This window comes from Streptomyces sp. NPDC051243 (assembly GCF_044455405.1).
Taxonomy (GTDB): Bacteria; Actinomycetota; Actinomycetes; order Streptomycetales; family Streptomycetaceae; genus Streptomyces.
The window spans coordinates 213523-239010 of the sequence record NZ_JBITES010000003.1 but is presented as its reverse complement, the minus strand read 5'-3'; the positions used below and the strand labels follow the sequence as shown (position 1 = coordinate 239010).

Below are 25488 nucleotides of genomic sequence, written 5' to 3'. Positions count from 1 at the left end.
GGCGGGGGCGGGGGGGGGGGGGGGGGGCGGGGGGGGGCCCCCCCGCCCGCCCCCCCCCCCCCCCCCCCCCCCCCCCCCCCCCGCCCCGCCCCGCCCCCCCCCCCCCCCCCCCCCCCCCCCCCCACCCCTCACTGCCCGGCTCTCGCCGGTCAGCTCTCGTCGGTGGCGGCGGAGACCGGGGTCTTCTTCGCCGTCGACTTGGCCGCGGCCGTCTTGGCGGTCTTCGCCGCCTTCTTGGCCGTCGCCTTCTTGGCGGCCGTCTTCTTGGCCACGGTCTTCTTGGTGGCGGCCTTCTTCGCCGTGGCCTTCTTGGCCGTCTTACGGGCCGTCTTCTTGGCCGGGGCCGACTCCTCGCCCTCGGCCTCGGCAACGGTCTCGGCGGCGGCCTCCTTGGCCTCCACGAGAGCCTGCTCGGCCTCCTGGGCGGCCTGCTCCGCGACCGGCGCCTGCGGCTCCGCCGACGGCACCACCACCACGGCCGCCTCCTCCGACGCGGCCGGCGCGGTGGCCTTGCGCACGGCACGGCGCCGCGGACGGGCCGGAGCGGCACTCTCGGCGACCGCCTCGGCGGCAGCGGGAGCCTGCTCGGCCTGGACCTCGGCCGGGGCCTCGGACACCGGCTCGGGCGCCGTGGCCGCCGTCTCCGCGACGGTCACCACCGCGGCCTCGGCACCGGCGGGCGACCCGGCGGGCGCGGTCACCTTGCGGGTGGCGCGACGCCGCGTACGGCCCTTGGGCGCGGCCTCCTCGGCAGCCGGCGCGGCGGCCTCGGCGGTGGGCGCCTCGGTGGCCGGGGTCTCCACGACCGCGTCCTCCACGGCCACCGGCTCGGCCTTCGCCACCTCGGCCGGCTCCGGCTGCACCGGACGCGCGACCTCCTCGGCGACGGTCACGTCCTGAGCCGTGGGCACCGCCTCGGCCTTCTTCGGCGCACCCGCCGGAGCCGACACCCGCCGGCCCCCGCGGCGCCGCGAACGACCACCGCGCACGGCGGCCTCGGCCTCGGCGACGCTGCTGTACAGCTCCTCGTCCGGCGCGAAGGCCGGCTCGGGCAGCGCGGCCGGCTCGGCGATCTCGGCCACCACCTCGGCCTCGGTCTCCGCCTCCTCTTCGGCCGTCTCGACCGCCTCGGCGGCGACCGTGGCCTCGTGCACCTGCTCGGGACCGGCACCGGCACGCGCGCGCTTCTTGCGCTTGCCGCCGCCACCGACGGCCGTCGGCTGCTCCATGTGCACGATGACACCGCGCCCGTTGCAGTGGACGCAGGTCTCGGAGAACGACTCCAGCAGCCCCTGGCCCACCCGCTTGCGGGTCATCTGCACGAGCCCCAGCGAGGTCACCTCGGCCACCTGGTGCTTCGTACGGTCGCGGCCCAGGCACTCCAGCAGGCGCCGCAGCACCAGGTCGCGGTTGGACTCCAGCACCATGTCGATGAAGTCGATGACGATGATGCCGCCGAGGTCGCGCAGCCGCAGCTGGCGGACGATCTCCTCGGCCGCCTCCAGGTTGTTCCTGGTGACGGTCTCCTCGAGGTTGCCGCCCTGACCGGTGAACTTTCCGGTGTTGACGTCGACGACGACCATCGCCTCGGTCCGGTCGATCACCAGCGAACCGCCGCTGGGCAGCCAGACCTTGCGGTCCAGCGCCTTGGCGAGCTGCTCGTCGATCCGGTACGTGGCGAAGACGTCGACCTCGGAGGTCCACTTCTGCAGCCGCTCGGCCAGGTCGGGCGCGACGTGCGAGACGTATCCGTGGACGGTCTGCCAGGCGTCGTCACCGCTGACCACGACCTTGGAGAAGTCCTCGTTGAAGATGTCCCGGACGACCCGGACGGTCATGTCCGGCTCGCCGTACAGCAGCGTCGGAGCGTTGCCGTTCTTGGCCTTCTTCTGGATGTCCTCCCACTGCGCCTGCAGTCGCTCGACGTCCCGGCGCAGCTCGTCCTCGCTCGCGCCCTCGGCGGCGGTGCGCACGATGACGCCCGCGTCCTCGGGGACGATCTTCTTGAGGATGGTCTTCAGCCGGGCCCGCTCGGTGTCGGGCAGCTTGCGGCTGATGCCGGTCATGGAGCCCTCGGGGACGTACACGAGGTAGCGGCCCGGCAGGGAGACCTGGCTCGTCAGACGCGCGCCCTTGTGCCCGATCGGGTCCTTGGTGACCTGGACCAGGACCGACTGCCCGGACTTGAGGGCGGACTCGATCCGGCGCGGGCCGTTGGCCATGCCCAGCGCCTCGAAGTTGACCTCACCGGCGTACAGGACGGCGTTGCGGCCCTTGCCGATGTCGATGAACGCGGCCTCCATGGACGGCAGCACGTTCTGGACCTTGCCCAGGTAGACGTTGCCGACGTACGAGGTCGCCTGCTCCTTGTTGACGTAGTGCTCGACGAGCACGTTGTCCTCGAGGACGCCGATCTGCGTGCGGTCGCCGTGCTGCCGGACGACCATCACGCGCTCGACGGCCTCACGGCGGGCCAGGAACTCGGCCTCGGTGATGATCGGGACGCGACGGCGGCCCTGCTCACGGCCTTCCCGGCGGCGCTGCTTCTTGGCCTCCAGGCGAGTGGAGCCCTTGATGGACTGCACCTCGTCGGACGGCTCGGCCTTCGGGCGGGGCTCGCGGACCTTGACGACGGTGCGCTCGGGGTCGCCCTCGCCGGGCTCGGTGTCGACGGTGGCGTCACCGGCGCGGCGACGACGGCGACGACGGCGCCTGCTGCTGGTGCTGGAGCCGGCGCCCTCTTCGCCACGGGCGTCCTCGGCGTCCTCTTCCTCCTGCTCGGCGGTGTCCTCGGCGTCCTGCGCGGCCTGCGCGGCGGCGAGGTCCTCGGCCTCCACGTCGCCGCCCTCGGCCTCGGCCTCCGCGGCCTCACCGCGACGGCGGCGCCGGCCACCACGCCGACGACGCCTGCGCGACCCGGTCTCCTCGGCCTCCTCGCCCTCGACGACGTCCTCGGCGGCCTCGTCGGCCTCCTCGGTCTCGTCCTCGGCGGCGACCTCGACAGCCTGGGCCTCGGCCTCCTCGCCGTACGCGGCGCCCCGGCGCCGGCGACGGCGCCGCGACGTGCCGGGCTGCTCCTCCTGGAACTCCTCGACGTCCGCGGCCTCCGTCTCGGCCTCCGCCTCCGCGGCCGCCTCGGCGGCGGCCCGCTGGGGCGTCTGGAACTGCGGCTCGGTGAACACGGGCGCCTGGAAGACGGCCACCGCGGGACGGGCCGGACGCGGCGCCTCGGCCGCCTCGGCGGCGGAGGTCTGAGCGGGCTCGGCGAACCCGGTGGCGGCCCGGCGCACTACCCGACGGCGACGGCGCGGGCCGGCTTCCTCACCGGTCTCGGCGGTGGCGGGGGTGCCGGCTTCGTCGGCGGGCGCCTCGGCGGGCGCGCCCACACCGGTCACCGCGGCGGTCTCCGCCTCGATGCCCGGGGTCACGGGGGTCTCCGCGGTCACCGGCGTCTCGGCGGGAGCCTCGGCTCCGGCGGCCTCGGCGGGCGCGGACACACGCCGCGTGGCGCGGCGACGCGTACGGCGCGGGGCGGCTTCGGCGGCTTCGGGGACCTCCGCGGCCTCGCTCGGCTCTGCGGACGCGACCGGGGCGGCAGCCTCGGCGGGAACGTCGGTGCCGGCGGGAACCTCGGCCGCCTCGGCGGCGGCCGGAGCGTCGGCGGGCGCGGACGCCCGGCGCACCGCACGCCGACGCGTACGGCGCGGCGCCGCCTCCTCGGCGGTCTCGGCGGAAGCGGCAGGTGCCTCGGCGGCGGCAGGGCTCTCGGTCTCCTCATCGGCCCCGGCAGCAGCGGGCCCGGAGACCACGGTCTCGGCGGCCTCGGCGGCGGCCGGAGCACCCGCGGGCGCGGACGCCCGACGAACGGCACGCCGACGCGTACGAGGCGGCGCCGCCTCCTCGGTGACCTCCGCGCTCTCAGCCGCGGTCGCCGCGTTGGCGGCCACTTCGGCGACAGGCGCGGCGGCAGCGGCGGGCACCACGGTCTCGGCGGCCTCGGCGGCGGCCGGAGCACCCGCGGGCGCGGACGCCCGGCGAACGGCACGCCGACGCGTACGACCGGCGGGCGCGGCCTCTTGGGCAGCCGCCGTCTCGGCAGCCTCTTCGGCTGCTTCGGTCTCTTCGGCTTCCGCCGCCTCAGGAGTCACCTCGGCCTCAACGGCCTCGACACTCTCCTCGGCCTTCTCGGCATCTTCGGTCACCGCCGCGACATCGGCGGCTTCGGCGACCGGTATGGCCGGCTCGACCACCTCTGCGGGCTGCGCCTCGGCGGCAGCCGTGGGCGGGCCCGCCGGGCGGGACGCGGCGCGGCGCCGCCGGCGCGGCGGCAGCGTGTCGCTGGGGGTGTTCAGTTCGGAACCCTCGTTGGGTTCGGTCGGCTCGAGCATGCGGGCGTTTCTCCCGTCAGGCTCCCGGGCGCCGCGCATGGTCCGGCGATGTGCCGGTGACGTCCGCGGCTCGCGCGCTGCGCGACTGCCGCCGTCCGGGGCGCGGGCGCCGCACGGGAGCTCTCTGTGTCCTGTCTCGCCGGTTCCGTACGCCTCATGCGTACGGCCTGGCGAAAGTCTTCTGGTCGGTGCGCTGCCCGACCCAGGTGGCTCCCGAGTACGAGGGCGGCGCTTCGACGTGCGTCCCTACGGAACCTTCCTTACGCCGGCGCCGTCGCGGCGGCAGCGGTCTCGGCCTCGGTTGCGGCCGTCGCTGCCTCGCGGTCGGGCGCGAGCGGGTCGGTCACCGTGCCGGTCTCTTCATCGAACAGCCCCTGCGCCAGCCTGGTCACCGCTGCGGGGACCGGCGGCGCCAGGTCGGCCACGGCGCGGAGACCGGACAGGACGTCGTCGGGTCGTACGGCAGGCGTCACGTGCCGAACAACCAGCCGCAGTATCGCACAGGGCTGGTCGGTCGGCCTATCAGCCCGCGAAGTGTGCGTTTCTGTTCCGTCGCTGCCGTCCAGGCTTTCCAGGTGGACAACCGCCGGACGGGCGTCGAAGGTGCGCACGCCGTTCTTGGTCATGCGCTGGACCTCGACGGCGTCGGCGGCGTCGAAGGCGGCGACCGCGCGCCCGGCGTCGGCCGGGTCCACGCCGTCGAGCCGCAGCTCCCAGACCGACGCCGTGAGCCGGTCGGCGAGCCCGGAGGTCCGGGCCTCGACCGCCTCGATGACGTCGAGCCCGGCGGGCAGCGACTCGTCGAGGAGCACTCTCAACTGCTCCGGATCACGCGCCTCGGTGAGCGCGATCTCCAGGTACTCCGCCTCACTGCCCGTGCCGGTGGGTGCGGCATTGGCATACGACACCTTCGGATGCGGCGTGAACCCCGCCGAGTACGCCATCGGCACCTCGGCACGGCGCAGCGCACGCTCGAAGGCGCGCTGGAAGTCACGGTGGCTGGTGAACCGGAGGCGGCCGCGCTTGGTGTAGCGCAGTCGGATGCGCTGCACCGCGGGTGCGGGCGGCGGGCCTTCGGGCTGTCGCTTGCCCAGTGTCGTTCAGTCCTTCGTGAGAGCGGTCGTACTGCTACCAAGAGTACGTGTCTCACGGCCCTGAGGTTCCCGCCGGGCGACCGCCTCCCGTTCCCGGGGCTCCCCGAAGAGCATTCGCCGGAAGTCGGCGCGCGCCTGCCGTACGGACTCGCGGGCCGCTGCGAGGGCCTGCCGGGTGGCCCGCCCCACGCTGCGGGCGGCCTCGGCGACGGGCCGCAGCACGGCGTCGCGGACCACGTGCCCGATCGGCGTGAGCACGGTCCGGTAGACCCAGCGCACCGGCTCGACGAAGGTCCACCGCAGGAGGGTCGCGAGGAACCGGCCGACCGCCAGCGAGATCCGTCCGGCGACCCGCCAGGCGTGCCCGAGCGCGTCCCATGTCTCCCTGCCGATGACGGCGAGCACCCGGCCGACGGGAGTGAGGACCCACCGGTAAAGGCCCAGCGCCGGCAGCACGAACAGCACGCGGGCGATCCAGTACAGGGCCATCCCGATCCCGGTGACGACCGTGCTCACGATCCACACGAGGCCCCTCGCGCACCAGGCGATCGCCCGCCCGACCGGCGTGAGGATCCACTCGTACACCCACAGGGCGGGAACGACGAGGAGATACCGCACCAGCCACGCCAGCGCGCCGAACACACCGAGTCCGATCGCGGCGAGCACCGCACCGAGTCCCTTGAGGGCCCACATCACCGCGTGCCCCACGGGCGTGAGCACGCGCGCGTAGATCCACGCCAGCCCGGCCCCGATCCCGCGCGCCACCCAGGCGCACGCGTGCCAGACGCCCCGGCCCACCCACGCGCACGCGTGCCCCAGTGGTGTCAGCACATACCGGTAGAGCCATACCGCGGGCACGACGACGAGCACGTTCCCCAGCCAGGCGAACCCCTTCGCGACGGGTACGACCACATACCGCCACAGCCCCACGAACGGCCAGACGAACACCGCCCGCCCCAGCCACAGCAGCGCCCGGCCCAACGGCCGCAACACCGTGTCGTTCAGGAACCGCCCGGCGACGACGAGCGCGTCCCACACCATCCGCACCGGCACGACCAGCACGAGCACGACGATCCGCACCGGCAGGCGAACAGCGACGACCAAGCACCCTTCGGGTTCCTGGCGCGGCGGAGGCGGTTTTTCGAGATCCATGTCGTGGTAGACGCGGCAACGGCCCTGGTGGATGCAGTTGCGGGAAAGGAGCTAACCGGAGAGCACGTCCTTCGTCTCCTGGGCGCGTGTCAGCAGTTGGTACTGCTCGCTGCCGGCCAGCAGTTCCTCGTGGGTGCCCGCGGCGACGACACGGCCCGCGTCGAGCACGACGATCAGGTCGGCGGCGCGGATGGTCGACATGCGGTGGGCGATCACCAGCAGCGCGCACTCCTGCGCGGTCTCCCGGATGGACCTGCGCAGCGCCGCCTCGTTGACGGCGTCCAGATGGGCCGTCGGCTCGTCCAGCAGCAGCAGACGCGGCCGGGTCAGCAGGGCACGGGCGATCGCGATCCGCTGACGCTCGCCACCGGAGAGCGCCATGCCGTGCTCCCCGGCGTCGGTGTCCAGCCGCCGCGGGAGACGGTCGACCAGGTCCGTGAGGTGCGCCAGCTCGACCACCCGGTCCAGCTCGTCCTGTCCGGCGTCCGGGGCGGCGTACATCAGGTTCTCCCGCAGCGTTCCGTACAGCACCGGGGCGTGCTGCTCCACCAGGCCGACCCGGGCCCGGTGGTCGGCGCGGCCGACCGTCCGTATGTCACGGCCGTCGAAGAGGATCCGGCCGCGATCGGGGTCGTAGAACCGCTCGATCAGGGCGAACACGGTGGATTTCCCCACCCCCGAGTTGCCGATCAGGGCGACATGGGCGTGCTCCGGTACCTGGAAGGTGACGCCGCGCAGGACGGGGCGCCGCGGTGAGTAGCCGAACCACACGTCCTGGAACTCCAGCACGGGCGCTCGAGACCGCCGACGACTGCCGTCCGCACGCGGCGACGCCGCGGCCGCCGGGCCGGACTCGGCGTCCTGCTCCGTGGGCAGTGCCAGCACCTCCGTGACCCGGTGGTAGGCGCCCATGCCCTGCTCCATGGTGCTGAAGGACTGGAACAGCATGCCGATCGGCTCGACCAGATAGACCATGTACAGCAGGAAGGCGGCGAGATCGGCGATCGATCCCTGCCGGTCGGCGACCCGCACGCCGCCGATGAGCAGCACGACGATGAACGACCCCTTGACGGCCAGCTGGATCGCCGGTGCCACCACGGCGTCCAGTTTCGCCATCCGCACGCTTCCCTCGTAGGCCGATCGGGCGCCGCCGGCGATCCGGTCGAACTCGCGCTGTTCGGCACGGCTGGCCCGGACGGTGCGGATGGCCCCGAGCGCGCGCTCCAGATCAGCGGTCATCGCACCCGTCGCCCGCTGGGTGGACAGCGACGCCACCTCGATGCCGCGCAGCACCGAGGCGACGATCACGGTGGTGACCGCCACCATGGCCAGCACGACGAGGAACATCAGCCAGTCGAGCCAGATCATCAGCGCCACGACGCCGATCAGCCCGAGGGCGCCCGTCACCGCGGCGGTGAAGCCCTCGGCGATGAGCAGCCTCAGCGTGGTGCTGTCGGTGCCGACGCGCGAGATCAGATCGCCCGTGCGGTGGCGGTCGTACACGGGTATCGGCAGCCGCAGAACATGCCCGATCAGGCCGAGCCGGATCCCCAGCACGACGCCTTCGCCCGTGCGCACCAGGACGTACTGGGCGAGCCCCTGAACCAGTGCCTGGGCGAGGAAGACCACGGCGAGCAGCACCAGGGCGAGCACGGTCGCACCGCCGGACCCGGTCGCTTCGATCACCCTCTTGACCAGCAGTGGCTGGGCCAGGCTCAGCGCCGAGGCGCCCAGCGTCAACAGCACCGCGAGGCCCATCCACCGGCGGTGACCACGCAGCAGGCGCAGGGCAGCGCGCGGGCCGCTCCGGCTCCGCTCAGCTGCCGCTTTCGGCTTCATGACTCAAGGACTCGACGGTGAGGAGGGTCCGGAAGTAGCCGGGCGGGTAGTCCTCACCGACCGCAACTCCGTCCGCCTCCACCCAGGCGTGCGCGCCGAAGGGCGGCAGGTTCCGCGCGCCCACGCACCAAGTGGGCCACTGACCGTGCAGGCGGCACAGCAGCGTCGTGGCCAGTGACCGGGGCAGGCACCCTTCCCGTCCCCCGCACGCCAGGCTGATCGCGACCACGGTGTCCCGGGCGGCCTGGGCCTGCTCGACGGTGGCCGGACGGGCGCCCCGGCGCAGCCACTCCAGCACGGCCCGGATCCGCCGGGGGCGCTGGGTGGCCAGCAGCCGCGCGGCGCCCACCACCAACCGGACCGGGATCCGGCGCCGCAGGGGCACCGAGCGGGGGTGGTGGTAAATGGCCTCCGGCGTGGTCATGGTGTCTTCTTCTCCGGCCACCAGGCGCGTCGGCCACGCCGACCCCGCCGTACCGACGGGCCCTGGGTGCTCTCTTCGGCCAGGCCCGCCGAGCACAGTTCGCCGACCAACTCCCGGACATCCCGGTGCGCGGTGTCGATGTCCACCGCGTACTCCTCGGTGAGCGTCCGCGCGGCATCGGCTTCGGTGCCGCCGTCCAACAGCGTCCGCAGGGCGATGGCCGCGCTGGGATTGAGCGTCCAGTACTGGTCGCGGTCCTCGTCGAGCACCGCGACCCCGTACTCGGTCTCGGCCGTGAACACGCCGTCACGCAGCTTCAGCGTCATGAACGTCTCCTTCGGTGACCGTCGCCTTCAGTGACCGTCTCCTTCGGCCCGGAGCGGACCGTCCCCTCAGCCCGGAGCGGTGGCGCTCGCCGACACCCGTAGCCACACCTCGCAGCCCACGGTCTGGAACAGCGCGTCGAAGGGCAGGGCCGCGGGCAGCGGTCGCCCGCAGACCTCGCGCAGCACGTCCGCGTCGATCAGGCCCAGCCGAGCCATCCGGGAGTCCTCGCACAGGGCCAGCAACTCGGCACGGTTCTCGCGCAGCCCCACCTCCACCTCATGGGAGCCCTCGTCCTTCGTACGGCGGGTCAGGCTCTCGTCGGGAACGATGCCGCGCATCGCCTCGACGATGAGCGGCTTGTACGACCAAGGGGTGATTCGGTCCTCCGGCCGCACCGCCAGGCCCGCTTCGATCACGCGGTCGTCGTAGTAGGGGGCGGTGACGGTGAGCCCGGTACGAGCGGCCATCTGACCCAGCTGCCGGACCAGCCCGGACGTGATCCGCATCGCGTGCAGCTCGACATGCTGTCCGCGTCGCTCGGCCAGTGGTTCGGCGGTCCGGGCCGCGGTGAGAACCAGCTCGCGCACGGCATCGACCGCCGCCGGCGTCGCCCACGGGGGCAGCCGCGGCGGCGTCCCCCAGTCCAGAGTGGGTGCCTCCAAGGGTGGCGGCACGGCAGTGAGCCGGTCGCCGACCCTGGCCAGCCACTCCCGGTAGGGGCTGTTGTCCCACAGCTGCCGGAACGTTTCCCGATACGGCCACGGGCGCTGGGCGGCGAAACCACGCACGCGCCGCAACGCGATCCTGGGGCGCGTACGCACCAGCGCGTGCAGGTGCGCGGGTGAGCCGGCGAGCAGTTCGTCCCCGCCGAAGCCGGTCAGATGCAGCGGTGAGCCGCGCGCCGCGGCCGACCGCGGGATGACCATCCACCGGCTGCGATCGACGACGGCCGGGCACGGTTCGTCGAAGCGGTCGTCCACGTCTCGCAGACCCTCGTACACCATCGGCGACCGGTCCCCGGCGATGATGTGGTGTTCCACCTCGCCCAGTCCGGCAACGGTGCGGCGGGCCCACGTCACGTCGTCGCCCATGGGGTCGCGGCCGTCGGCGGTGTAGGCGATGACCTTCACCCCGTCGTGGGCGGCCAGAGAGCACACCGAGGTGGAATCCAACCCGCCGAGATCACAGCTCACCAGGCCTCGGCCCCGAACTCGAGCCTCGACCGCGGCGGACAGCGCCTCCCGCAGCGCCGCCGCGCCTTCGGCCATCGGAAGCACCGGCTCGGGCGGTGTCCACCACCTGACGGACCGTCGTCGGCCGTTGCTGTCGAGCACCAGGTAATGGTCGGTCGGCAGGGCGCCCACACCGCGCCACACCGGCCGGCCTGCGAGCGGGTGCGGTACCGACGGATTGAGCAGATGGACCGCCAGCAGCTGCTCGTCGACCGCGGCGTCGAGCAGGTCGGCCGGCACGTCGGCCCGGTCGGCGGCCACCGTGGCGTCACCGATCCTGGCGTGGAACACCCGCCGAAGGCCGGTGACGTTTCCCTGGACGCGCACACAGCCGGCGACGGAAGCGACGAGATGAAAGCTCCCCACCAGGGAGGCTGCGAATCGGTCGAGGTCAGCGACCGTTTCCGTGCGTCCGGCCGCCGCACTGAGCCGGTCGGCGGTGACGTCGTGTTCACCGATGACCGCGATCTTCACCCGGCCTGCCTCACCGACCACCAGGGCGTGGGGCGACCAGCTGCCGAGCAACCAGGGCCGTCCGGACGGATGGCTGACCTCCTGCACCGCCCGGCCACGCAGCGCGGCGCCGACCGGCGCCGCCGAAGCACAGTCCGGGAGAACGACGAACCAGCACGGAACGTCGCCGCCATCAGGAAAAGTGCCCATATCGGTGTCTCTCCAGGACGCTCGCCTCGGAGTGGTCGAAGACGGGAGGGCATGAGGAGGGGCGGCGGGGTTGCGTATGCCACAATCCACGCCACCCGGGAGCGCTTCACAGGCTGAACCTCAAGGGAATGACCCTCTCAGGCCCTCTGTTCGTGCCCAGACCAGTCCTGCGGAAAGAACCGGCCGCACTCAGCGTCGGACGCTCGTAAGTACGCATCCCGTCACACCTCCTTTCCACCACCCGAAGCCGGATTGGAGAGTTCAGGAGTGTGATCCTCGATGTGCGCACTTCAATAGCGGATCCCTCCCAGGATAGGCACCTACTTGACAAAACGCCCACTTATGGACACCCCCGGGCAGTATGGAGCCCCCTCCCGATCGGAAGGGGGCTCCATTGACTTGACTCCAGATCCCGGCTGACTTGACTCCAGGTGCCGGCCTCAGACCCCGCTGCCGCTGGGGGCAGGCGCGGCGTTCTTGACCGTCAAGGGCAGCAGCTTCTTGCCCGTCGGCCCGATCTGGATGTGCGTGTCCATCTGCGGCCAGAAGGAAACGGGTCCAAATCCATCGGGTAGTGTCCGCCCCTGTGAAGACGTACGACATAGAGACCGAGTGGTCCGCCGCAGACCTGGCCCTACTGGAGGACCTGAAGAGGGCGGAGGCGCTGCTCCCCGAGGACGCTCCCCGAGCCCTGCTCTCCATCCGCCTGTCTGTACTTACGGACGACACTACGTCGCCGGTGCGGCAGGAGCTCGACCTCCGCCTACTCGCCAGGGAGAAGGGATACCGCGTCGTCGGTGTCGCCTCGGATCTCAACGTGTCGGCGACGAAGGTTCCGCCGTGGAAGCGGAAGGCACTCGGCGAGTGGCTCAACAACCGAGCCCCCGAGTTCGATGCCCTGCTGTTCTGGAAGCTCGACCGGTTCATCCGTCGCATGACGGACCTGTCCACCATGATCGAGTGGTGTGAGCGGTACGGGAAGAACCTCGTATCGAAGAACGACGCGATCGACCTCGGTACGACTGTCGGCCGGATCATGGTCACCCTCATCGGCGGTATCGCCGAGATCGAGGCGGCGAACACGTCCACCCGCGTCACGTCGCTGTGGGACTACACGCGGACTCAGGACGCTTGGCTTGTCGGGAAGCCTGCGTACGGCTACGTCACGACGAGGATCAACGGAAAGCCTGCCCTTGCCATCGCGCCCGACGCACACAAGGCGCTGCACTGGGCTCGCCGCATGGCGCTGCGAGGAGTGTCCGCCCGACGCATGGTTCTGTGCATCGTCCGCTCCGGGCTCATGTCCGCCGGGCTCACCCCGTCGACTCTGCTCCGGCGACTTCGGAACCCGGCGCTCAAGGGATACCGGGTCGAAGAGAACAAGCAGGGCGGGAAGCGGCGGAGCAGAATCGTCCTCGGCAACGACGGACAGCCAATACGGGTCGCTCCCCCGATCTTCACCGAGGAGGAGTTCGAGACCCTTCAAGCGGCACTCGACCGCCGAAGCAAGAACCAGCCTGCCCGGCAGACGGGCGGAGCTACCCAGTTCCTCGGCGTGCTGATCTGCGTCGACTGCACCACCAACATGACCGTGCAGAAGACGACGACGAACGGGCGAGATTACGCCTACCTGCGGTGCGGCAACTGCAAGAGCGGAGGGCTCGGTGCCCCCGATCCGCAGGGCGTGTACGACGTACTTGTGGACGATGTGCTGCAAGTCCTCGGGGACTTCCCCGTACAGGTCCGGGAGTACGCACGAGGGGCGGAGGCTCGCGCCGAAGTGAAGCGGCTCGAAGAGGCCATCGCCTACTACATGACCGAGCTCGAACCGGGAGGCCGCTACACGAAGACGCGGTTCACTCGGGAGCAGGCGGAGAAGACGCTCGACAAGCTCACGGACGAACTGAACGCCATCGACCCCGAGACCACACAGGACCGGTGGACCCTCGTCCACAACGGCAAGACGTTCCGCGACACGTGGAAGGAGGGAGGCATGGAAGCCATGGCCGAGGATCTGCGCCGCGTTGGCATCACATGCGAGGTGACCCGGACCAAGGTGGAGGGAGTGCGCGCTCCGTCCGTGCACCTGCGGTTGAAGATCCCCCGCGACGTGCGCGAGCGTCTCGTCATCAAGGCTGACGACTTCGCCGCCAAGCTCTGACGAAGTGACGGCCCCTGCCCTGGCTCGCCTACCGCGACGCGAAGGGCAGGGGCTCGGCCGGCCAGCTTGACGACCGAGCGGCCTGCCATGTAGGAAGATCCCTCCCGCTCCGTCGAGAACGGACACCGTAGCTCCCGACCGTGCGGCGGTCGGTGAAGCTGGCCACTTAGCTAGGGGCCGCCATCCAGAGGGCTGGCAGGGGAGGCAGGAGCACCCCGAGCGCGAACGGTACGCGCGACTTCCAATCACTCGCCGAGGCGTAGCTACGCGCTGCCCTTGGCCACGCCAGGAGGTCGCCCCCTTGATCATCACGAGCGAAATCATCTGGACCTGTGAGGCGTGCGCGTCACCCCTCATCGACGGCCAGGTTCACGCCTGCGGCACCACCGAGACTTCCGTCTGAACCGTCCTGCTCATCCTGACCAACCCCACAGACAGAAGGGAGGCACATGTGCCCGCCATCCGGCGGGGGTCATCGGCGCACGCTGCGCCGCACAGGAAGCAGGAAGGAGGGCAACACCCTCTTGGGAGCCATCAAGGACAAGGGGCGCAAGCTCCACCAGATCGACCGTGTCTCGTACGAGGAGTCGTTCCTCATCGGCGATCTACTCACCAGCCGCATCACGGTTCTCGCCGGAGAACCGAAGGCGGGCAAGACCTTGCTGTCCGCTGGCATGACCAGCGCACTCGTCAACGGCGAGCCGGAGTTCCTCGGCCTGCCCGTACACCGCACCGTGCAACACGTCGTGTTCGGCCTCACCGACGACGGGGCGGAAGAGGAACTGAAGGAACGCCTACTCGACACCGTGCCCAATGACGCGGTGACCATCTTCCCGGTGGAGCACACCGGAGAGCCCGGCTACTGGGACGGAGTCCTCGAAGACCTCCTGTCCATCGACGCTGACCTGTTCGTCCTGGACAACGCCCTCGGTTCTCTCGCATCGGGTGAGGACATCAGCAAAGGCGTGACTGCCCAACGCATCATCGACGACCTCAAGCCCATCAGCCGGGCAGGCATTCCCGTGCTGGTCATCACCCACACCGCCAAGGCCGGCGAAGGAACGACCACCGCGTCCGCTCCGATCGGGGGGCGAGCCATGGCCAGTGGGGCTCGCGGAGTGATCGCCCTGCGCAAGTCCGCGAGGCACGGGCTCCGCATCCAGACAGCCATCAACCGGGCCAAGGAAGATCTAGACTTGCGGGTCAGCGTGCGCCGCGCCAACGCGGGCAGCGAGGTTCCGGTGTGGGAGCGGGAGAGCACGGGATTGAAGCCCGTCAGCCCCACCAAGGCAGAGGACTGGAAGACCAGCCTCACCGACCGGATCATCCGGGAGCAGCCGGAGGAGACGACGCACAACGGCCTGGCCAAGCGCTACGCGCCGGAACTCGGGAAGAGTGTCGATCACGTACGCAAGGCGCTCACGAAGGCCGTGACCCACGAGGAAGGCCGCTGGGCCGTCCAGCCGCTTCGGGCCGTCTGAATGTTGGTGGTGGTGGTCCTGCCCCCTTATAGAGAAAGAACCACCACCACTACCTCGCTCCGCTCGGCAAGCCTCGCTCCTCCTTCTACTTACGTAAGTACGTCAGTCCTCTGACACTGTCGGCCTTCGGCCGAACAGCACGCAGACCACTGGAGAACTGGAAGCCCGAAGCCAGCCAGCCCAAGCGTCGGCCCCCCGAAGGGGCCGACGAAGGAGCGAAGCCACTTACGTACCTACGTTCGTACGTGAGGCACCGGCGAAGAGGTGAGCAGAAGTGAGCGGCCCCTTCGGGGGCCGCGCTTGAGGGAAGACGACTCACGTATCTACGTAAGTACGGGCAGCGGCGAAGAGGTAAGGAGCAAGGGGCTACGAGGAGTGGGCGGCGGAGCCGCCACCAGAGCGAAGACCCTTACGGCAAGACTCGAAAGCCCTCATTCTTGTGCAGTCCTTCGCCGTCGCCTCACGCCTGGGCAGCGCTTCCACCTGCTACTTCTTCGCCGCTGCCTTACCTCGCCGCTGCCCTGACGAGGTCTGGAACCGTGGCAGGATCTGAGCTGCTAAGACATGCCGGTCCTCGACTTTCCGCTCTAGGGGTCATACCCCACCCCCTTCACCTCGGCTCGTACGTCTCGGCTGTCCGCCTCGCCGTCGCCTTCGGGCAGGCGTGAGACTCTGCCTTCCCTTCCGTTGGCAGGCTTGCCCGCGCCACATGACAGGCGAACGGCTGTGCGTCTCTGTGAGCGGCCGACAGGCCGCACGACTCCGCAAGGGACGAGAGCGAAGCGACGGGCAGGGAGACAGGCGCACAGCCTCACGACAGGACAGGCAGTCAGGGCAGAGGGCAAGCCCAAGGCAGGGCGCACCAGCGCCCCACTGTCGAAGGTGTCAAGCATGAGCACCAGGACCACGGGCAACGCGGAGAGTGATCACGACAGGGCGTCTCAATAACCTTCGATAGTGAGACGATCCGCCGGACTCGGGGCCATGTCCGTTTCGCCCTCACTCTCGCGTCTCGAAACCCGTCTCAAAAGATCCGTCTCACGACTAGCTTTCGAGACACGTTTATGAGACAGTCTCGGTCATGATCACGAACACCCCGGCCGATCAGGTCGAGCGTCACCCCTGCCCAAAGTGCGAAGCCCCCGCCGGTAGCCCCTGCCGTACGGGTGCGGGCAAGGTGGCAGCGAACTACCACACAGGGCGCTTCGCCCTCGTGCCGTCTCTGAAGGCGGAACTCACCGTGAAGACTCCGGCCGACCGCAACCCCGGTAAGCGGTGGGTGCAGGGTGAGCCCGTGCCCGTGGTGTCCGAAGCTGTGCCGGGCGCAGCGATACGACTGGGCTATGCCAGGTGCAGCACGGTCGGGCAGGAACTCCAGAGCCAGTTGGACATGCTTGCCCGTGCCGACTGCACCCGGGTCTTCTCGGAGAAGATCAGTACCCGTGTGAAGGAGCGGCCGGAACTGGAGAAGGCGTTGGCCCTGGCACGGGAGATCAAGGAAGCCGCCCCGAACCAACCGGTGATCCTCACGGTGGTTGAGATGAAGCGCCTTGCCCGCAATGCGGCAGAGCTCATGACGTTGTCCTCCACCCTGCAAGCGGACGGCATCCAACTGGAACTCCTCTCCGGTCCCTTGCAGGGTGTGTACGACCCGAACGGGGCGGGAGCCATCGTGTTCGCCGTCCTGGCCGTGGCCGCCGAGGTGGAGCGGGAAGGCATCCGGGAGAAGACGTTGGAGGGGCTGGACACTGCGGCCCGCAAGGGCAACCACGGTGGACGCCCCTCCGTCGTGGACGACGACAAGCTAGCCATAGCCCGCGCCCGGCATGCCAAGGGAGAGAGCGTCACCGCCATCGCCAAGGCACTGGGGATCTCCCGGGCCACCTTGTACCGGCACATCGGTGAGAGCGCCTGAGACAGGCGCACATGGACACAGGCAGGCCCCCGGCATCACGTCGGGGGCCGCTGTCATGCACGGGCCTGTGCGCCCACCTGAGAGGACCGACCACCCCGCAGCCGGCCGACCCCACCAGGGGCGAGAGAGGCCAGCACAGAGGGCGCAGCGCAGGGCGTGAACGGCCCGGAGCGCGGCGGGTCAGGCGGATGCAGGCTCCGAGTCCGGAACGGAATCCGCGCGAGTCGCCATACGGTCGGCGAAAGCCGGACGCTCATGCATCGCCAGACTGCCGAGCGCGCCGAGGGCGAGCAGGTGAAGCAGGGCCCAGGTTGCGGCGAGCACCGTGCCGAGTCGGTCATGGTCCGGTGGTGCCGCATGTCGAGCCGACATCAAGCCGCCTCCTTCACGGTCACGTGGTCGGCAGCCCACTCCAGAGCGGACGCGATGTGCTCGGGCTGTATGCCCTCGTGCGGGTCAGGCTGGATGAGCAGGGTGGGGTTACCGAACGCGGTACGGTCTGCCGCCCACTGGTGGTCGAGGTGAGTGAAGTCGTCGTCGATCCACACAGCGGGAGCGGTGGCGAGCCAGTCGGCGACGTGGTTGCGCTTCCACAGGTAGCCGTCGGGGTGACTGGTCTTGATCGGCAGGTTGGGCAGCTCGATGTGCTCGAAGTCCGGCACGCCCATGAGCGGGGCGATGATGCGGCGGGCATCGTGCCGCCAGCTCGTGCACCACACGGGCCGGACCAGTCCGGTGCCGATCGCGTCGGTGATGAGCTTGCCGTGGTCCGGGTTGAGCCAGACATCGAACGGCTTGTCCACGTCGTCAGTGCTCACCGTGTGGCGGGGGTGGGTGGCCGGGGTGGCGCCGTCCGGTCCGGGGAACGGGATGAAGACGCCGTCTATGTCCAACAGCAGGAACGGGGCGTGGTGCATCGGTGCCTCCCGGGTTCGGTCGGGGGTCAGGGCTTCCGTGCGGTGATCAGAAGGGTGGTCGGCCAGCGAGAGTCAGCCGGGGCGAACAGGTTTTGCACGCCCGTGATCAGCAACCCGGCGCGGTTGATCGCTCGCACCCATGCAGCGGGGTCGATGTCCCATCGGTCCACCAGGGCGGTAGTGCCGTCCGGCAGAGTCATCCGGTCAGGGGTGCGAGGACTGACGGGGATCGTGCCGGTTCGCTGCGGGTGCGGAACGGAGAAGGCAAGCACGCCTCTTCGGCTCAGCCGCCGGGAGCAGGCACTGAGCAGCTTGGATGGCTCATCCAGGCCGATCGCTCCGAAGACCGAGACGATCGCGTCCAGCCGCTCACTCTCACGAGTGAGGTAGCCCAGCGCCCGGGAGTGGACGAACTCGGTCCCGTGGTGCCCGTAGTGGGCGAGCGCTCGTTGGATCTGTCCCTCCGAGCGGTCCACTCCGGTGACCTTCGCGCCGAGGCTGGTCAGGTGCGCGGCGTTGTGGCCGGGTCCGCAGCCCAGTTCCACGACCCGCCGTCCTGCCAGGTCCTCGCCGAGGGTCTCGGCGCCGGGGCCGATGCCAGGGCGCTGCGTCCACTCCATCCGAGCGGGCGGTTCGAGGGGGCGTAGCGGGCCGTCTGCCAGGCGCTGGGCAGCGTGAGCGTCCCAAGCGTCCACGTCACGCCTCCAGCAGCCTGACGGCCGCGAGGAGGTGCTTGTGGACGACCTTGATGTAGACCGGGTCATCCTCGGGGTTGTTGATCCAGCGAAGCGCCTGCTCCATGAACCACTCACTCGCCCACACCCGATGCCAGCCCAACGCCCACCGTTCGGCGGGAAGGCCGCCACGTTCGGCAAGCGCGTCCTTGTCACCACCAGCGTTCACGTACGCCTCGATGAAGGCGCGCAACCTCTCCGGGTCCGGGTCGCCGGTGGTGCCGTGCCAGGACGCAAGGTCAAGTAGGCCGGGACCGGTGAACGCGCGGGCGAAGTCGAGCAGGCGCCATCCCTCCTCGCCGATGTGAAGGCTGGTCGGGTGGAACTCGGAGTGCACCCACCCGTACGGGCCCAGCTCAGCACCAGTCGCCCGCTTCTCCGCCGAGGCGGCAAGGCTGTCGAGCGCAAACGCCAGCTCGGCAGTCTCATCGTCCCAGCGGCCGGCATCACGAAGGCGGCGCAGGTGGCCGAGCGCGAGCTCGGGCAGGGCGGCAAGCGCGTCCTCGTCCATCTCTCGGAGCGACGGGGCGGCAGGTGCCTGGTGCAGGGCGACAGCGGCCAGGATGCCGTCAGCGTCCTGTGCCTCGCGGACCTCTTCGCCCAGGTCCTCGATGACCATGCCGAGGGTGCCGTCTCGGACGATGGAGCCGATGACCTTCGGCACGGGGATGCCGGACCGGTCGGCGGCTCGAAGGATCTCGTCCTCGTTGGCGAACGGTTCGACGGCGTACTTGTAGATCGCGGTGCGCATGTTCGGGGGGAAGCGCAAGCGCACGACACCCGACATGTCCCACACCCGCATCTCCTCACGAGTGGGGAGCGGCTGGCCGGTGCGGGCGCAGATGTCGGCGAGGATGGCGGCGGTGAGCTTGCTGTCCACGGGGGCGGTTCCGTTCGTTCGGGGGTGGGTCAGGGGGCCAGGCCCGGGGCGACAGCGCGCTTGCCACCCCGGGCCGTGGATCAACGCTGGGATCAGGCGGCGGTCACCCGGTAGGAGTTGACCTGCTCGATCCACTCGGCCTTCATCTCGGCGAGCTCCTTGCCGAAGGTGGCCATCGAGGCGCCGTAGGGGGCGACGACGCCGCCGGTCTGGTCGGGCTTGGACTGGCAGCCGTGAACCAGCCGACCGCCGAGCGCGGCATGGGCCTTGATGCCCTCGATCCGGCGGTGCTCGTTGAACCACCCGCCGTGGTAGACCTCGTCCAGCATCTGGCCGCCCTCGTCGGAGAGGTCGAAGACCACGCCGGTCGCGGAGGGGAAGAACCAGCACGGGCCCACGTTGGAGATGTGGCCGTCGAGCTCGACCTTGTTCAGGGCCATGAAGGTGGCCGCCTCGCGGAGCATCTTCAGGTGCTCGGCGGTGACGCCCGGCAGGCCGAGCGTGGCGAGGTGCTCGTCGCGGAACAGGTACGAGTACACCTGGTAGGCGATGGCCAGGACCTCGCCCGCGTCGCTGGTCGAACGGCCGTGGGCCTTCACGAAGTCCAGCGCCATCTGTTCGACGCTCGCGGTCTCGGTCTCGTCCACGCCCAGCAGGCCGTCCGTCACGGTCTGCCAGTCGATGACCAGCCAGGTGTTGGCCTCGAACCGGAAGAAGTACTCGGCCGGGTCGAGGGTGATCTTCTTGCCGTCCACGGTGATGCCGGGCAGGCGGTTCCAGCGCGGGTCGAACGCGTCGGGCAGTTCGACCGTGATCGTCGCGGTGTCGACGGTGGTCACCTGTATCTCCGTTCCGGGTGGGGCGCAGTAACTGCGCCTTCGGCTGGGTCGGCCACACGGGGCGGGGGAGATTCTGTCGTCGCCCTGAGTGGCCCGACCCTGAGTCAACAGGTGTGCGCACCCCGTGAACATGGAAGGAGCCGGGCGGTACCTTGAAACCCTTGAAACCCGGCACGGGGGGGCGGACTCATGGCAGCACGCGCACGCACTCCGAACCACAAGCTCGCCGCTCTGTACGCAGAGACCCGCTGGAACCTGGGCGAGTTCGCACGTGCGGTCAACCGCGCCGGAACCGAGGCTGGTCACCGGTTGAAGTACGACGAGTCCGCCGTCTCCCACTGGTTATCCGGCACACGCCCCATGGCCAAGTACCAGCCCGTCGTGCTGGAAGCCCTCACCCGGAAACTCGGCAGGCAGATCACCGCGTTCGAAGCTGGCTTTGCCGATCAGCCCGACATCAAGCCCGAGGCGACGGATACCGTTGCAGGACTGATCGACCTCGGGAGCATGGACATGGACCCATCTCGAAGGGGAGTTCTCGCAGCGGGCTTGTACTCGGTCGCCCTGACCATCCCCGGCTGGCCCGACGTGCTCTCGCGCTTCGAACGGATCAAGACCAACCCGCACACGCAGATCGGCATGGCGGACGTCGAGTCTGTGATCGCCATGACCGAGCGCATCAGCGAACTGGACGACCAGTTCGGAGGGCGCACCGCCCGGCCCATGGCCGCCGCGTTCCTGGTGAACAACATCGCCCCTTACCTCCAAGCCACAGCCTCCGACGAGGTACGCAAGGCGATGCTCTCGGCCGCTGCCGATCACCTCTACCTGACGGGATACATGGCCGTTGATGAGCGCCTGGACATGCTCGGCCAGAGCTATTACATGAAGGCTCTGGAGCTGGCCGGCGCGGCCGGAGACCACCTCACGTACTGCACCACGCTGCGCGGCATGAGCGTCCAAGCCGTCGAGCTCGGCCACGGCGCAGCGGCCTTGCGATACGCGGATGCAGCGTCGGCCGCCTCACCCGAGGCCGGACCGAGGATGCGGGCGTTCCTGGCCGGACAGCAGGCGCACGCCCTCGCGCAGACCGGGGACCGAAGGGGAGCGTGGTCGAAGCTCCGTGAGGCAGAGGTGGCGATGGAGAAGGCCGAGGCCAGGGCCAAGGCCCACGGCTCCTACGACCCGTCGTCCCTGAGCTACCACGTCTCCCAGGTGAGCTACGAGCTCGGAGATCGCGAGGGTGCCATCCGTGCCCTTCAGCAGTCGGAGAAGGTTAGGCCCGCCGTGTACCGCCGGGCCAGGGTCCGGCACCGCTCGATGCTCGCCGAGTGGCAGCTAGAGGCGGGTCGGCTGGAGGAGGCTGTCCAGACCTGGCACCTGTCCCTGGACGATTACCCCCACGTCCAGTCCGGCCGTGCCGACGACCGCTTCCGCGCGATGCTCTCCGCCGTCCGGCCGCACTCCAGGAATCCCCACGTCCGCGAGCTGACCGAGCGTGCCCGGCCCCTGGCAACCGCACGCCGGATCTGAGGCACGCCCCGGCCGAGACCACACACGGGGCCGTGCGGCCCTGAGAGGGCCCAGTTCCACCCCGAAGCCCGGCAATGGCGTAGAAGCTCCGCAGAGTGGCGGCGAGGGGCGCCCGGCCTTGCCGTACCGGACGCCGCTCGTCGGCTGGCTACACCCACTCCACAGCGGAAACGATGCTCGGGTCTCGCCGAGGAGCAGGGAGCGGCGTGCGCCGAGCAGGCCGAGGAGCCTGCTCACGCTCCTTCGTTCCGAGCCCTCTGAGGATCTCGTTACGCTCCGCCTCGGTCACTCCGGCAAGCGTCTCAGCCATCCTCCGGACAGCATCGCCGCTGGTCACGGCTACTTCTTGACCGTGAGCGGGAGCAGCTTCTTACCCGTCGGGCCCGTTTGTGGCCATGTATCAAATTGGGGGCACACCCCGCAGTCGAAGCACGGCGTCCACCGGCAGTCCTCGACCTCGGTCTCGTCGAGGGCGTCCTGCCAGTCCTCCCAGAGCCAGTCCTTGTCGAGGCCGGAGTCCAGGTGGTCCCAGGGGAGGACCTCCTCGTACGTGCGCTCGCGCGTCGTGTACCAGTCGACGTCCACGCCGAACGGCGCCAGCGCCTTGTCCGCGCAACTCATCCAGCGGTCGTACGAGAAGTGCTCACGCCAGCCGTCGAAGCGGCCGCCGTCGTCGTAGACCGCGCGGATGACGGCGCCGATCCGGCGGTCGCCGCGGGACAGCAGGCCTTCGACGATGCCGGGCTTGCCGTCGTGGTAGCGGAAGCCGATGGAGCGGCCGTACTTCTTGTCGCCGCGGATCTTGTCGCGGAGCTTCTCGAGGCGGGCGTCGGTCTCCTCGGCCGACAGCTGCGGGGCCCACTGGAAGGGGGTGTGGGGCTTCGGGACGAAGCCGCCGATGGAGACCGTGCAGCGGATGTCGTTCGACCTCGACACCTCGCGGCCCTTGGCGATCACCTTCGTGGCCATGTCGGCGATCTGCAGGACGTCGTCGTCGGTCTCCGTGGGCAGGCCGCACATGAAGTACAGCTTCACCTGGCGCCAGCCGTTGCCGTAGGCGGTGGCGACGGTCCGGATCAGGTCGTCTTCCGAGACCATCTTGTTGATGACCTTGCGGATGCGTTCCGAGCCGCCCTCGGGGGCGAAGGTGAGGCCGGAACGGCGGCCGTTGCGCGTCAGCTCGTTGGCCAGGTCGATGTTGAAGGCGTCGACGCGGGTGGAGGGGAGGGACAGACCGATCTTGTCCTCCTCGTAGCGGTCGGCCAGGCCCTTCGCGATGTCGCCGATCTCGCTGTGGTCGGCCGACGACAGGGACAGCAGGCCGACCTCCTCGAAGCCCGTCGCCTTCAGGCCCTTGTCGACCATCTCGCCGATGCCCGTGATCGAGCGCTCCCGGACCGGGCGGGTGATCATGCCCGCCTGGCAGAAGCGGCAGCCCCGGGTGCAGCCGCGGAAGATCTCGACCGACATGCGCTCGTGGACCGTCTCGGCGAGCGGGACCAGCGGCTGCTTGGGGTACGGCCACTCGTCGAGGTCCATCACCGTGTGCTTGGACACGCGCCACGGGACGCCCGACTTGTTCGGTACGACACGGGCGATACGGCCGTCGGAGAGGTACTCGACGTCGTAGAACGCCGGGATGTACACCGCGCCCGTCTTCGCCAGGCGGAACAGGACCTCCTCGCGGCCGCCCGGCCGGCCCTCCGCCTTCCACTCACGGATGATCTTCGTCATGTCGAGCACGGCCTGCTCGCCGTCGCCGATGACGGCGGCGTCGATGAAGTCCGCGATCGGCTCGGGGTTGAAGGCCGCGTGGCCGCCGGCCAGGACGATCGGGTCGTCGATGGTGCGGTCCTTGGACTCCAGCGGGATGCCGGCCAAGTCCAGGGCCGTGAGCATGTTCGTGTAGCCGAGCTCGGTGGAGAAGGACAGGCCGAGCACGTCGAAGGCCTTCACCGGGCGGTGGCTGTCCACCGTGAACTGCGGGACGCCGTGCTCCCGCATCAGCGCCTCCAGGTCCGGCCACACGCTGTACGTGCGCTCGGCGAGGACACCCTCCTGCTCGTTCAGGACCTCGTAAAGGATCATGACGCCCTGGTTGGGCAGCCCGACCTCGTACGCGTCCGGGTACATGAGCGCCCAGCGGACGTCACAGGACTCCCACGGCTTGACCGTGGAGTTGAGTTCTCCGCCGACGTACTGGATCGGCTTCTGCACATGCGGGAGCAGAGCTTCGAGCTGCGGGAACACGGACTCAGCGGCCGCAGCGGCTTCGGCAGACATCTGGCGAACCTTTGTGAGCTGGACTGAACTGACAGGGGTGACCATCTAGCCTAACGCGACCGGGACGGCCCCCCGTACGTCCACGATCCCGCCCTGCTCCTGATCTCCGCCCAGAGCCCCGGAAGCTCGGCCTCGTCCTCGGCCGCCCTGCGCTCCTCACGCCCGTACAGCAGCCCGTAGGTGAACGACGGCTCCCCCGCCGCGTGCGCCTGCCGCGCCAGCTCGCGCAGCGCCTCCCTGGTCATCACGCTGTCCTGGTGGTCGCCGAGCAGGTTCTGCAGGTTCTTCATCGACTTGACCAGCCCGGCGGCCGGGTCGCCGAGGGCCGGGACCGCGGACTCCGCCGAGTACCTCGTCCGCTTGGCCAGCTTCCGCGCCTCGTGCAGCGCGAGGTCCCGCTCGTGCCCGGGCTCCAGCCCCAGCGCCTGCTCGACCAGCCCGGACACCCGCGAGAAGTCCTTCCGTACGGCCTTCCCGATCACCGTCTCCGGCTGCCCGCCGGCCGCCTCCAGCAGCGGCGGCCCGGCGACCAGAGCATCGACGGTGCCCAGCAGCTCCAGGTACCTCGTGCCGTCGAGCACATTCACCAACCGCCGTCGGGATCCCCCGCTGCGGGCCTTCGACCAGGTGCGCAGCCGGGTGCGGACGGGCCCGGACAGCAGGGTGCGCGGCAGCTCGTCGATGGCTGCCGTCAGCCGCTCGGTCAGCACCTCCTGGTCCCGGTCGACGCCGAGCTCCCCGGCCAGCCACTTCAGCTCCTCGCCGATCGGGTCGGTCACGGCCCGGTCGAGGACCTTCGCGTACGACTTGAAGGCGCTGCGCATCCGCCGGGTGGCGACCCGCATCCTGTGCACGGAGTCGTACACGTCCCGCCGCACGGCCGGGTCGAGCTCGACGATGGCGTCCCGCTGGGCCCTGATGTAGTCGAGCACGTGATCGCCTGCGGTGACCGGAGCCCGGACCACCCGCGTCTTCTGGCCCCGCTTCTTCTTCGGCGCCGTCTCCGCGAGGGCCCGCTGCAGCTTCGAGGCGGACGAGGACGGCCGCACGCCCGCCTTCTTCAGTCGCTTCTCGACCTTGTCGAGGAACACCGGGTCGACGCCGTCGGCCAGCTCCACCTCGATCTCGGTCCACTGTGCGGTGCCGCCGTCGCCACTGAGCCGTTCGGCCAGCACCGCGTCCACGCTGACCTCTGCCAGCACCCGGCCGTCGGCGTCCACCAGGTCGCGCACATCACGGTCGGAGCGCAGCCGGACCACCGGCACCAGCTCGGTGTCCCGGACCCGGGAGCGGACCAGACCGGCGAGTGTGCGGGGCAGTTCGTCGGACAACGGTGCCTGGATCTCGTCCCGTATGCCCGGGCCGACGGGGAACTTCAGATGCCAGCCGGCGTCGGAACCCCCCGTCCTGCGCCGCAGGGTCAACGACGACGCGGCGAGACGTTCGTCCACGGTGTCGTAGTAGGTGGCGTCCAGCTGCGCGACACCTTTGTCGATGACCGCCGCCACCCCGGCGACGCCGGTCAGGTCGGGCAGGCCGCTCTCGTCGGACTCGTACTTCCGCTCGATCTCGCGCTTTGTGTCCGCCATGAGCCGAATCTAATGGGAGTCACGACGTGATGACAGG

The 25488-nt window shown here is 70.2% G+C and carries 18 protein-coding genes; 4 read left to right on the top strand and 14 right to left on the bottom strand.

Translation table 11 applies throughout. From position 1 onward, the window contains the following. Window positions 1-149 precede the first annotated feature (149 nt). From ACIBAG_RS08370 to ACIBAG_RS08335, 8 genes are all read right to left on the bottom strand, one after another. Complete coding sequence (locus ACIBAG_RS08370) at window positions 150-4388, bottom strand: Rne/Rng family ribonuclease (RefSeq protein WP_399102391.1); 4239 nt, start codon at window positions 4386-4388, stop codon at window positions 150-152. Window positions 4389-4648: 260 nt separating this feature from the next. Continuing rightward, a complete protein-coding gene (locus ACIBAG_RS08365) occupies window positions 4649-5440 on the bottom strand; it encodes a TIGR03936 family radical SAM-associated protein (protein WP_399102388.1) in 792 nt (263 codons plus the stop codon). Between the two features lie 48 nt (window positions 5441-5488). Then, entirely contained in the window at window positions 5489-6634 is a 1146-nt protein-coding gene (locus ACIBAG_RS08360) for a hypothetical protein (RefSeq protein WP_399102386.1), read from the bottom strand. 51 nt (window positions 6635-6685) lie between these two features. Then, window positions 6686-8392: an ABC transporter ATP-binding protein gene (locus ACIBAG_RS08355; RefSeq protein WP_399102383.1), complete on the bottom strand. Its 1707-nt coding sequence runs from the start codon at window positions 8390-8392 to the stop codon at window positions 6686-6688. A gap of 58 nt (window positions 8393-8450) precedes the next feature. Continuing rightward, window positions 8451-8897: a lasso peptide biosynthesis B2 protein gene (locus ACIBAG_RS08350; protein WP_399102380.1), complete on the bottom strand. Its 447-nt coding sequence runs from the start codon at window positions 8895-8897 to the stop codon at window positions 8451-8453. Then, window positions 8894-9223, bottom strand: coding sequence for a lasso peptide biosynthesis PqqD family chaperone (locus tag ACIBAG_RS08345; protein ID WP_399102377.1), 330 nt, complete (start codon window positions 9221-9223; stop codon window positions 8894-8896). The genes ACIBAG_RS08350 and ACIBAG_RS08345 overlap by 4 nt, the downstream gene beginning before the upstream one ends. A 66-nt stretch (window positions 9224-9289) precedes the next feature. Further along, a complete protein-coding gene (locus tag ACIBAG_RS08340) occupies window positions 9290-11119 on the bottom strand; it encodes a lasso peptide isopeptide bond-forming cyclase (RefSeq protein WP_399102375.1) in 1830 nt (609 codons plus the stop codon). Between the two features lie 106 nt (window positions 11120-11225). Beyond that, the gene (locus ACIBAG_RS08335) at window positions 11226-11336 is read right to left on the bottom strand and encodes a keywimysin-related RiPP (RefSeq protein WP_399102373.1); all 111 of its coding nucleotides are present in this window, start codon (window positions 11334-11336) and stop codon (window positions 11226-11228) included. 357 nt (window positions 11337-11693) lie between these two features. On the opposite strand from ACIBAG_RS08335, the gene ACIBAG_RS08330 reads away from it, so the two are divergent. The 3 genes from ACIBAG_RS08330 to ACIBAG_RS08320 all read left to right on the top strand — a co-directional run bounded on the left by ACIBAG_RS08330 (window position 11694) and on the right by ACIBAG_RS08320 (window position 16676). Continuing rightward, window positions 11694-13280: a recombinase family protein gene (locus tag ACIBAG_RS08330; RefSeq protein ID WP_399102371.1), complete on the top strand. Its 1587-nt coding sequence runs from the start codon at window positions 11694-11696 to the stop codon at window positions 13278-13280. Between the two features lie 524 nt (window positions 13281-13804). Continuing rightward, window positions 13805-14761: an AAA family ATPase gene (locus ACIBAG_RS08325; RefSeq protein ID WP_399102369.1), complete on the top strand. Its 957-nt coding sequence runs from the start codon at window positions 13805-13807 to the stop codon at window positions 14759-14761. 1177 nt (window positions 14762-15938) lie between these two features. Beyond that, complete coding sequence (locus tag ACIBAG_RS08320; RefSeq protein ID WP_399102367.1) at window positions 15939-16676, top strand: recombinase family protein; 738 nt, start codon at window positions 15939-15941, stop codon at window positions 16674-16676. 371 nt (window positions 16677-17047) lie between these two features. On the opposite strand, the gene ACIBAG_RS08315 is transcribed toward ACIBAG_RS08320, so the two are convergent. From ACIBAG_RS08315 to ACIBAG_RS08300, 4 genes are all read right to left on the bottom strand, one after another. Continuing rightward, on the bottom strand, window positions 17048-17593 hold the full coding sequence (locus ACIBAG_RS08315; protein WP_399102365.1) for an HAD domain-containing protein: 546 nt from the start codon (window positions 17591-17593) through the stop codon (window positions 17048-17050). A gap of 26 nt (window positions 17594-17619) precedes the next feature. Then, complete coding sequence (locus ACIBAG_RS08310; protein ID WP_399102363.1) at window positions 17620-18213, bottom strand: class I SAM-dependent methyltransferase; 594 nt, start codon at window positions 18211-18213, stop codon at window positions 17620-17622. A gap of 76 nt (window positions 18214-18289) precedes the next feature. Continuing rightward, a complete protein-coding gene (locus ACIBAG_RS08305) occupies window positions 18290-19207 on the bottom strand; it encodes a phosphotransferase family protein (RefSeq protein WP_399102361.1) in 918 nt (305 codons plus the stop codon). Between the two features lie 92 nt (window positions 19208-19299). Next, window positions 19300-20046 carry a hypothetical protein gene (locus ACIBAG_RS08300; RefSeq protein WP_399102359.1) on the bottom strand — a complete coding sequence of 249 codons (747 nt, stop codon included), beginning with the start codon at window positions 20044-20046 and terminating at the stop codon, window positions 19300-19302. A gap of 189 nt (window positions 20047-20235) precedes the next feature. Here ACIBAG_RS08300 and ACIBAG_RS08295 point away from each other — a divergent pair, with 189 nt between their 5' ends. Continuing rightward, on the top strand, window positions 20236-21579 hold the full coding sequence (locus tag ACIBAG_RS08295; protein ID WP_399102357.1) for a tetratricopeptide repeat protein: 1344 nt from the start codon (window positions 20236-20238) through the stop codon (window positions 21577-21579). A gap of 339 nt (window positions 21580-21918) precedes the next feature. On the opposite strand, the gene ACIBAG_RS08290 is transcribed toward ACIBAG_RS08295, so the two are convergent. Continuing rightward, on the bottom strand, window positions 21919-23862 hold the full coding sequence (locus ACIBAG_RS08290) for a TIGR03960 family B12-binding radical SAM protein (protein WP_399102355.1): 1944 nt from the start codon (window positions 23860-23862) through the stop codon (window positions 21919-21921). A gap of 50 nt (window positions 23863-23912) precedes the next feature. After that, on the bottom strand, window positions 23913-25451 hold the full coding sequence (locus ACIBAG_RS08285) for a CHAD domain-containing protein (protein WP_399102353.1): 1539 nt from the start codon (window positions 25449-25451) through the stop codon (window positions 23913-23915). Window positions 25452-25488 lie beyond the last annotated feature (37 nt).